10 protein-coding genes are annotated in these 8,982 nt (G+C 47.5%); 4 read left to right on the forward strand and 6 right to left on the reverse strand.

Annotated elements, in window-relative coordinates:
- Positions 1-12 precede the first annotated feature (12 nt).
- Positions 13-597, forward strand: coding sequence for a nucleoid occlusion factor SlmA (slmA, locus tag ASC40_RS10480; protein WP_072243444.1), 585 nt, complete (start codon positions 13-15; stop codon positions 595-597).
- Here the strand turns inward: slmA and gpsA are convergent, their stop codons facing one another.
- Genes gpsA through ASC40_RS10495 form a run of 3 tightly spaced genes read right to left on the reverse strand, consistent with a single transcriptional unit; the run spans position 598 to position 2,535 of the window.
- The gene (gene gpsA / locus ASC40_RS10485) at positions 598-1,599 is read right to left on the reverse strand and encodes an NAD(P)H-dependent glycerol-3-phosphate dehydrogenase (protein ID WP_055439764.1); all 1,002 of its coding nucleotides are present in this window, start codon (positions 1,597-1,599) and stop codon (positions 598-600) included.
- A gap of 12 nt (positions 1,600-1,611) precedes the next feature.
- Positions 1,612-2,115, reverse strand: a complete 504-nt coding sequence (gene secB, locus ASC40_RS10490; protein WP_055439765.1) for a protein-export chaperone SecB — start codon at positions 2,113-2,115, stop codon at positions 1,612-1,614.
- A 30-nt stretch (positions 2,116-2,145) separates the two neighbouring features.
- Positions 2,146-2,535 (reverse strand): rhodanese-like domain-containing protein, encoded by a 390-nt coding sequence (locus tag ASC40_RS10495; protein ID WP_245622262.1) that lies wholly within the window; start codon positions 2,533-2,535, stop codon positions 2,146-2,148.
- Between the two features lie 220 nt (positions 2,536-2,755).
- On the opposite strand from ASC40_RS10495, the gene gpmI reads away from it, so the two are divergent.
- From gpmI to ASC40_RS10510, 3 genes are read left to right on the forward strand one after another with little or no spacing between them, the layout of a single operon-like run.
- Positions 2,756-4,291 (forward strand): 2,3-bisphosphoglycerate-independent phosphoglycerate mutase, encoded by a 1,536-nt coding sequence (gene gpmI, locus ASC40_RS10500; RefSeq protein WP_055439767.1) that lies wholly within the window; start codon positions 2,756-2,758, stop codon positions 4,289-4,291.
- Between the two features lie 23 nt (positions 4,292-4,314).
- Positions 4,315-5,421 carry a murein hydrolase activator EnvC family protein gene (locus ASC40_RS10505; RefSeq protein WP_169782096.1) on the forward strand — a complete coding sequence of 369 codons (1,107 nt, stop codon included), beginning with the start codon at positions 4,315-4,317 and terminating at the stop codon, positions 5,419-5,421.
- Positions 5,421-6,230, forward strand: a complete 810-nt coding sequence (locus ASC40_RS10510; RefSeq protein ID WP_055439769.1) for a divergent polysaccharide deacetylase family protein — start codon at positions 5,421-5,423, stop codon at positions 6,228-6,230. The genes ASC40_RS10505 and ASC40_RS10510 overlap by 1 nt, the downstream gene beginning before the upstream one ends.
- 333 nt (positions 6,231-6,563) lie before the next feature.
- On the opposite strand, the gene ASC40_RS10515 is transcribed toward ASC40_RS10510, so the two are convergent.
- From ASC40_RS10515 to ASC40_RS11960, 3 genes are all read right to left on the reverse strand, one after another.
- Positions 6,564-7,037: a hypothetical protein gene (locus tag ASC40_RS10515; RefSeq protein WP_055439770.1), complete on the reverse strand. Its 474-nt coding sequence runs from the start codon at positions 7,035-7,037 to the stop codon at positions 6,564-6,566.
- On the reverse strand, positions 7,037-8,407 hold the full coding sequence (locus ASC40_RS10520) for an RHS repeat domain-containing protein (RefSeq protein WP_169782097.1): 1,371 nt from the start codon (positions 8,405-8,407) through the stop codon (positions 7,037-7,039). The genes ASC40_RS10515 and ASC40_RS10520 overlap by 1 nt, the downstream gene beginning before the upstream one ends.
- 367 nt (positions 8,408-8,774) lie before the next feature.
- Positions 8,775-8,982 (reverse strand): hypothetical protein (locus ASC40_RS11960; RefSeq protein WP_211256885.1); only part of this gene is annotated, 208 nt, incomplete at its 5' end.

Consider the following 8,982-nt stretch of genomic DNA (forward strand, 5'->3'; position numbering starts at 1 on the left):
AAGGAGTTTTGCGTGGCTGCGAAACAAAACAGAAAGCAAGATATTTTGGCAGCGCTAGCTGCAATGCTTGAAACGAACCCAGGCCAACGTATTACCACTGCTCGACTTGCAGCAGAGGTGGGCGTCTCTGAAGCTGCTCTGTACCGACACTTTGCGTCAAAAGCAAAAATGTTCGAAGGGTTAATTGATTTTACCGAAGACGCAATTTTGTCACGCATAAATCAAATCACTGAGAATGAAAAAGACACGGTTGCACGTTGCGAGCTTATTGTGCGCTTGGTGCTCACATTTGTCGAACGTAACCCGGGTATTACACGCATACTTACCGGCGATGCGCTGCTTGGTGAACATGACCGTTTGCGCACGCGTGTGCTTGGCATTTTTGAAAAAGTAGAAGCTAATATCAAGCAAGTGTTACGTGAGCGTCGATTACGCGAACAAGTACGTGGAGGCTTTGATGAAGGCACGCTTGCAAACCTGGTTATGGCTTACGCGGAAGGCAAAATCGCCCAGTTTGTTCGCTCTGAGTTTAAACGCGCACCAACGGAGCATTTTGACGAGCAATGGCAAGCCATTGCCCAGCAACTATTAAGCTAATTATTCAGACGTGCGGGCCCGGCTCAACAAGTTAATTGCCGCTTGTTGAGGCGTGGTGTCGCCGTATAAAACGTCGTAAAGCTGCTCGCAAATGGGCATTTCAACACCATGACGTTTCGCTAGGGTGACCACCTCACGAGTATTACGATAGCCTTCAACCGCTTGGCCAATTTCTTTCATGGCTTGCTCTACCGACTTGCCTTGGCCTAAAGCTAAGCCAAAACGCCGATTACGCGACTGGTTATCGGTGCAAGTAAGAATTAAGTCACCCAAGCCTGCCATACCCGTAAAGGTTTCCGGCTTCGCGCCCAGTTTCAGCCCCAAACGGGTAAGCTCGGCCAAGCCACGGGTTATTAACGCAGTACGCGCGTTAGCACCAAAACCTACGCCGTCGGCCATGCCTGCGCCAATGGCAATCACATTTTTGACCGCACCACCTAATTGCACGCCAATAAAGTCGTCGTTTGTGTAAACCCGGAAACTGCGATCGCAATGCAGCAGTTCTGAAAGCTCTCCGACAAATTTGGGGTCGGTTGACGACATTGAAATAGCCGTTGGCAAGCCTTTCGCCATTTCCATGGCAAACGTTGGGCCTGACAACACCGCAAGGGCATGGTCTGTGCCCAATATTTCTTCGGCAACTTCAAATAATAGACGCCCTGTTTCAGGCTCTAGCCCTTTCGTTGCCCAAGCAATTCGTGCGTCAGCGCGCAAATGAGGCTTCATGTCACGCAACACTTGTGCAAAGGCGCTACTTGGCACCACCACCACAATGTTTTTACTGTCGGCCACAGCTTCAGCTAAGTCAGCCGTAACATGTAAAGTGTCTGGAAGTTGAATGCCGGGTAGGTAACGGGTGTTTTCGCGGGTTTTGGCCATGCTTTCTACTTGCTCAGCATCGCGCCCCCACAAACAGGTATGGGTGCCCTTGCGGGCAAAGCAAAGCGCTAGGGCGGTTCCATACGAACCAGCGCCTAGCACTGTAACTTGCGAATTACGCATATTTAGTAGCTATTATGCGTCAGCTTTTTGCTCAGCGGCTTGCTGTGCTTGTTGCTGTTGTTGTTGCACGTGCTGTGCAAATACGGCGTCAAAGTTAACTGGCGCTAGGTTCAATTGTGGGAACGTTGCACGGCTAACTAAGTTAGACAAACACTCACGCGCGTATGGGAACAAAATGTTCGGGCAGAATGCGCCAAGCAAATGCGCGCGCTGGCCGTCTTCAATTGCATCAGAAATAGTGAAAATACCTGCCTGATGAACTTCAGCCAAAAACGCAACGTCGTCACCAACTTTGTTGGTTGCGGTGATTTTAAGAACCACTTCGTAAACACCGTCTTCAATTTTGGTGTTTTTTACGTTCATGTCTAAGTTTAACTCTGGCGTCCACTCTTTACGGAAAATCTGCGGCGCATTTGGCGCTTCGAAAGACACGTCTTTCGCATAAATACGTTGAATTTGGAATGCTTGTTGTTGCGCTTGTTGGTCTGCACCATTTACTTGCTGTTCGTCAGCCATTTTTATACGTCCTATTACGAGAGATTAAAATTATTTCTTAACCAGTGGAAAACTGGCGCCCTGCCAAGCAGAAATTCCACCCTGCAGTACGGCAACATGTTCAAAGCCTGATTTGCTAAGAGCGGCTGCGGCCGAGCGCGCAGTCATTCCTGTTGCACATACAACCACGATGGGGGCAGTTTTGAATTTCTCAAGAGCTTGCACCTCATTTTTTCGAATCTTCTCGGCCGTTAAATGAATCGAGTCTTGAATGTGACCTTTACGGTATTCGTCTACTGAACGAATATCAACATACACACCGTCATTGCGGTTCACTAACAACGTTGCTTGCTGCGGCTCAAGTAGTTTCACTTTTGACGTTGCGCCTTTAATGTAACTGACGATGATCGCAATCAGCAGAATCACCCACAATAAACTCATAAAATAGTGGTCCATTGCGAAAGCGAGAAGTTGATCCATGAGATTGATGGCTCCAATTGAAAAAAAACAGCCACAGAGTATACCGACTGCAATTGTGGTTGCCAGTAAAATTTGCTCAATTGCGACAGTTCATTGCCGCCGACAAAGGATGCGCACAAAGCAAAAATCGCATAAAATAAACCCAATTTTTTGAAATCACTACTAAACCATTGGGGATGTCATGGCAAAGCCAAACACACCACTTGCCTTATTAATTTTAGATGGCTGGGGCCACCGCGAGGCGGCCGCCGATAATGCAATTGCTGCGGCGAATACGCCGACAATGGATAAATTGTGGCAATCATGCCCGCACACACTCATTGACGGTTCGGGTATGGCCGTCGGCCTACCCGATGGGCAAATGGGAAATTCCGAAGTAGGTCATGTGAATTTAGGCGCGGGCCGCGTGGTGTACCAAGACTTCACCCGTATTAGCAAAGCCATCGCCGATGGTGATTTCTTCAGTAACCCTGTATTAACCGAAGGCGTTGACGCAGCGATTCAGCACGGTAAAGCGATTCATATTATGGGGTTGTTATCGCCCGGTGGCGTGCATAGCCACGAAGATCACATGTTAGCCATGGTCGAATTGGCGGTGCAACGCGGAGCTGAAAAAATCTACGTTCACGGTTTTCTGGATGGCCGCGATACCCCACCACGCTCTGCGAAAGCCACCATTGAACGTTTTGATAAACACTTCGCGCAGCTTGGACGCGGCCGTTTTGCCACACTTTGTGGCCGCTATTTTGCCATGGACCGCGACAAGCGCTGGGACCGCGTGCAACAAGCCTGGCAGGCACTTGTGCATGGTCAAGGTGCATTCACTGCCGATAATGCGCTCATTGCTTTAGCCGACGCCTACGAGCGCGATGAGAGTGACGAGTTTGTGAAGCCAACCATTATTGCCGAGCCAGCCCCAATTCAAAATGGCGATAGTGTGTTTTTCATGAACTTTCGCGCCGACCGAGCACGCGAGCTTAGCCATGCCTTTTTAGACACTGAGTTTAGTGGCTTTGAGCGAGGTCAGGTACCAAACCTTGCGCGCTTTGTCATGCTGACCGAGTACGAAGCGAATTTACAAGGGCCCATTGCTTATCCGCCTGAAAGCCTAAACAATGTATTGGGCGAATGGCTTGCGAAACAGCAATATACGCAACTACGTATTTCTGAAACCGAAAAATACGCCCACGTGACCTTTTTCTTTAGCGGCGGTCGCGAACAAGAATTTGACGGCGAAAAGCGTGTTTTAATTCCATCGCCAAACGTCGCCACCTACGATTTACAACCCGAAATGAGCTCAGAGCAACTCACCGACGCCTTGGTTAGTGCAATAGAGAACCGCGAGTTTGATGTCATTATTTGTAATTACCCAAATGGCGACATGGTGGGCCATACGGGCAACTTTGATGCTGCCGTTAAAGCCGTCGAAGCTGTTGATCGGTCTATTGCTCGCGTTGTGGCTGCTTTAGAAAAAGTTGGCGGCGAATGTTTAATCACTGCCGACCACGGTAATGCCGAGCAAATGCAAGACCATAGTACCGGGCAGTCGCATACAGCGCATACCAGCGAATTAGTGCCGTTTATTTATGTGGGTCGACAAGCTGTCGCACGCGAGGGCGGTACGTTATCTGACGTAGCGCCAACCATGCTGCACCTGTTGGGCCTTGAGCAGCCGCCAGAAATGACCGGCAAACCGATTGTGACATTAACCTCGTGATGCGATGGCTGGTTGTTTTTATAATGCTTATAGCGCCGCTGCATGCAGCGGCGCAGCAAGCAAGTGCGGAAGAGCAAGCCAAAACAGAGGCACAGCTTGAACAAATTGCGGCTGAACTGAAACGCCGCGAAGCGGCCATTGGCCAGCGCGCTGAACAGCTCTCATTAACTGAGCGCGAATTGAAGCAACTTGAACAGCAAATGGCGACGGTTGCCAGTGAGCTTAATCGCACCCAAAAGCAACTCAATGATGCGCAAGGTCGCATCAACGACTTGCAAAGCCAAGCGCAAGCACTCGAACGGCAGCTCAGCCAACAGCGCAAGCTTCTAGAAAAACAACTGGATACAGCCTACCGCGTGGGCGAACACGACTACTTACGGCTTATATTGCAACAGCAAGAGCCAAGTAAATTTGAGCGTGTACTGGGCTACTATGGGTACTTCAACCGCGCACGTTTAGCGGAAATGGACGCGATTACTAAAACTCAGCAACAGCTACAGCAAGTTCGTAGCGACGTATTGACTCAGCAAGAAGAGCTAGAGCGCCGCAAGCAACAACAACGCCAACAACAAGGCGTGTTGAAAGCTCAACAAGACGAACAAAAACAGCTTATAAAACGATTGAACCGTGAACAGTCAGTCGATCAAAAACGTATTGCTGAGCTGAAGCAAGATCAAGAAGCGCTCGAGCAAGTATTGGCAGCCATTCGATCTGCGTTGCGTGACGAGCCCCGGCTAGAGGGCTTATCTGCATTAAAGGGCAAGCTAAGCTGGCCCGCAGCAGGTAAAGTACAACGTGTGTTTGGTCGCGCGCGCAGCGGCGGGGTAACTTGGAAAGGCATTGTCATCGACGCCGTTGATGGCGAGCCAGTGCGCGCCATTGCCGATGGCCGCGTTCTATATGCCAATTGGCTACGCGGATACGGTTTGCTGATTGTACTTGACCACGGAGATGGCTACATGAGCCTTTACGGCCACAACCAGACGATACTACCGGCCGTAGGCGACATTGTGCGCGCCAACGAAACCATTGCACTTGTTGGTCAGAGTGGCGGTCGAGAAGAACCTGCGGTATATTTCGAAATTCGCGTTAAAGGTGACGCAGTCAACCCAGTTCAATGGTGTCGTTAATGCAACGATTTTTCGGTGGTTTCATGGTTTTCATTATGGCGTTTTGCGCCAACGGCGAAGCCGTGGAAGAAGCCGACGTAGCTGCTACCGATAACTCTGCGCCGATAAAAATTGCCATTGTTATCGATGACCTAGGTAACAGTCGTTTTCAGCAAAATTTTGCAGAGCTTCCTGGTGCGCTGACCCTAGCGCTGCTGCCACATACTCCTTATGCTGAGCGTATTGCACAAGCAGCACAGAAAACCGGCAAAGAAGTCATTATTCACATGCCTATGCAACCCGGCAATAACATCGATGCAGGCCTAGGCATGCTTCGCAGCGAAGACAACAAAGCTGAATTTATCATGCTGATGGAACAAGCCTTCATGCACTTACCACAAGCTGTTGGCATGAATAACCACATGGGCAGTCGGCTTACTTCGCTGGTTGAGCCCATGCAGTGGGTGATGGAGCAGCTGGCACTGCGCAATTTCTATTTTCTCGACAGCCGCACAACCGCTGCAACCCAGGCAGAACAGGTAGCAAAAAATTTCGGCCTACCCGTGGCTCGACGCCATGTGTTTCTTGACAATGATCCACGCCTGAGCGAAATATCCGCTCGTTGGAATGACCTACTCAAACATGCAAAGAAAAATGGGGAAGCCATCGCCATTGCTCACCCGCATAGAACCACATATGAGTTTCTACAGGCTAAGCTACCTGAACTTAGCGCTAACGGTATTCAATTGGTTTTCGCTTCGCAACTGGCGCATCGAGAGCACCCAGCACCGACCATTGAACTTACTGAACATGAAGTAACAAGGCCATGACCAAAGGCGCTAAATAGCTGCTGGCTGATTATCTCGCCAGTGGTGGCTAAGGTGGTAAACACCGAGCCCAAATGGTCTTTAAAGAGCAAATACGTGGCTTCACTTGTTGTGCTTGCGCTTTCGCGCTGCACGATGACCACGTCATCCGCCACGGTGTAGCGGTACTCGGTTAAGCTGCCGGCGCCGCCGCTAACGACGACAACTCGTTGAACGCCATCTTGCCGAAGCCTGGCCTAGTCACGTATCATCTTTCTTATGCTAGCTTTGTGAAATGACACAGAATTCTGAACACTACCCTTTCTATTGCTTGGCTTAGACTGCTGCCAAGGCGGCTTAATTTAATACTCCTATATCACCATTTTTTTCTGTGTACTTATTATAAATATCGCACCGCTTGTTAATGGTTAAATAGCCACTATTTATTGATAAGTTAGGTGACCGATAACTCTTCAACCTTCCTAATATAGTCCTATTGTCGTATGCAAAGCTTTTATCGACTTTAAAAAATTCACCGAAAAATTCTACATGACAATTCAAATACTCTTTTAGTTCAGTTTTTTCAGTAGTAGTGCCAACTACAACAAACCTGTTTTTACTCTCAGTAAAACAAACTTCCATTGATTCACATAGATGTAGTTCACCATTTTGGTTTTTGAGATACCCATATAAAGCAACCTTTTTCCTGTCAAATTTATCAGGAAAAATAGATATTTCAGCAAAAGTTGCATATAGCATACTATCTTTGGTATCCGCTAAAACAACAGAGCTACATAATATTAACACTGAAATAATAATTATTTTAAACATTAGCAGCTCCCTACAACACAAGTTAACGCTGATTCATACGACTGTCTAGTGATAGGCCATGTAGAACGAGCAGTTGCCGGATTATACAAGCTCATACTAGTAGCTCCACTAGAAACCGAACTAACATACGCTCTGTAATATGACTTATGGCTATCTCTATGTTGTCCCCATGAGGCATAATGACTTCCATTAGAATGTGTATGCCAATCAGCTACCTGACCAAACTTATGAGGAAACATATTTAGTGAGTCAGATAAGTCAACAAAGTTACTATGGTAGCTAGTGACTATTTTGCCAATACTATGCCCACCGTGATTTTCATAAATATTCGCGCCGATTTCAGCCCCGTACTTGTCTTGTAAGTGACCTCCATTTTCATTTAACCACTTAGCAGCATCAAGTTCACCATTTTTGCCTGTAAATAATCCATGTTCCTTGGCTTTAACATTTAGATCTGCAAGTTCGGCATCCAATGCTTCACGGTTACTATTTGCAAACGTATTGTCATCGCTAGCCCCTGATTTTGAGCTACCTAACTTTCCAGCACGAGCTTCTCCTAACGTTCTCGCAAAAGCAGCGCCAAATGCTCCATTAGCGAACTTACCACCTGTAATCTTAGATATTGTGCCGCCAACAACCGCACTGGCAAAAACTCGACCAAATGCTGATTTAATACCGTTAATACTTCCACTCAGTGATGCGCCAATACCGGCAGACCAGAAGCCATGTCCAAACTTACCCCCCATAGCTTTGCTAGCAAGACCACCAACGACTCCATTGGTTATAAATCCGCCTAAGGTGTTTGCAGGACCTGCCATACCTGCTGTAAATGCTCCAATAATTGCACCTTTTAGACTTCCCGTAGCGATATACCCAGAAATAAACCCTGCTGCTATCACATTTATACCTGGTATAAACATAACCGCTATGGAAACGATCTGTCGCCAGTATTTTTTTATTCCGTCGAATAGCGCTTTGAAAAAATACCCACTCGGGTCGGTATAGCTCATGGGGTTCTTCAGCACATAGCTATAGCGGTTGTAGTTTTGGCTGTTCTTGGGCGCTTGCACAAACGGGTCGGCCTGTAAAAAGCGCCCGAGGGTGGGGTCGTAAATGCGCCCTTTCATGTGCACAATGCCCAAGGCATCCATCTGCCGATGCTCGGTAAAGCCTTGCTCGGTTGGCGGCAACATGCTGCCAAGTGCAACACCGCCTGCAGTGTAAATGGTTCGGGTTTGACCAAAGGCGCTAAATAGCTGCTGGCTGATTATCTCGCCCGTGGTGGCTAAGGTGGTAAACACCGAGCCGAGGTGGTCTTTAAAGAGCAAGTACGTGGCTTCCGTGCTTGTGCTTGCGCTTTCGCGCTGCACGATGACCACGTCATCCGCCACGGTGTAACGGTATTCGGTTAAGCTGCCGGCGCCGCTAACGACGACAACTCATAAGTTGTTAAAACTGGTTGGCATAATATGTTGAACGCCATCTTGCCGAAGCCCGGCCTAGTCACGTGTCATCTCTCTTATGCTAGCTTAGTGAAATGACACAGAATTCTGAACACTACCGATACAGATCGTCAAACCGAACATAATATTGCTAAAAAAACGTTCGCGATATTACCCTGAGTACGCACCCTAAATTCATCAATTGAACCAAAGAATCAAAGAACCAAAGAATCAAAGAATCAAAGAATCAAAGAATCAAAGAATCAAAGAATCAAAGAATCAAAGAATCAAAGAATCAAAGGAAGAACGATATAATAAAAACCAATGTCAACACTTGTCTTGTTTTAATTACGGAAACCATTAATCTATCATCACTTTTATTTAAATATTTAGATAAATGATTACCTTTTGTAAATGCCTCATGCGCATCCTTGATTTTTCTGTTACTCAAGCTGAACGACCTATCTTCTATTGACAGTTTTGCCGCAAATTTCATGGACAAG

This window comes from Pseudidiomarina woesei, from assembly GCF_001418345.1.
Classification (GTDB): Bacteria; Pseudomonadota; Gammaproteobacteria; order Enterobacterales; family Alteromonadaceae; genus Pseudidiomarina; species Pseudidiomarina woesei.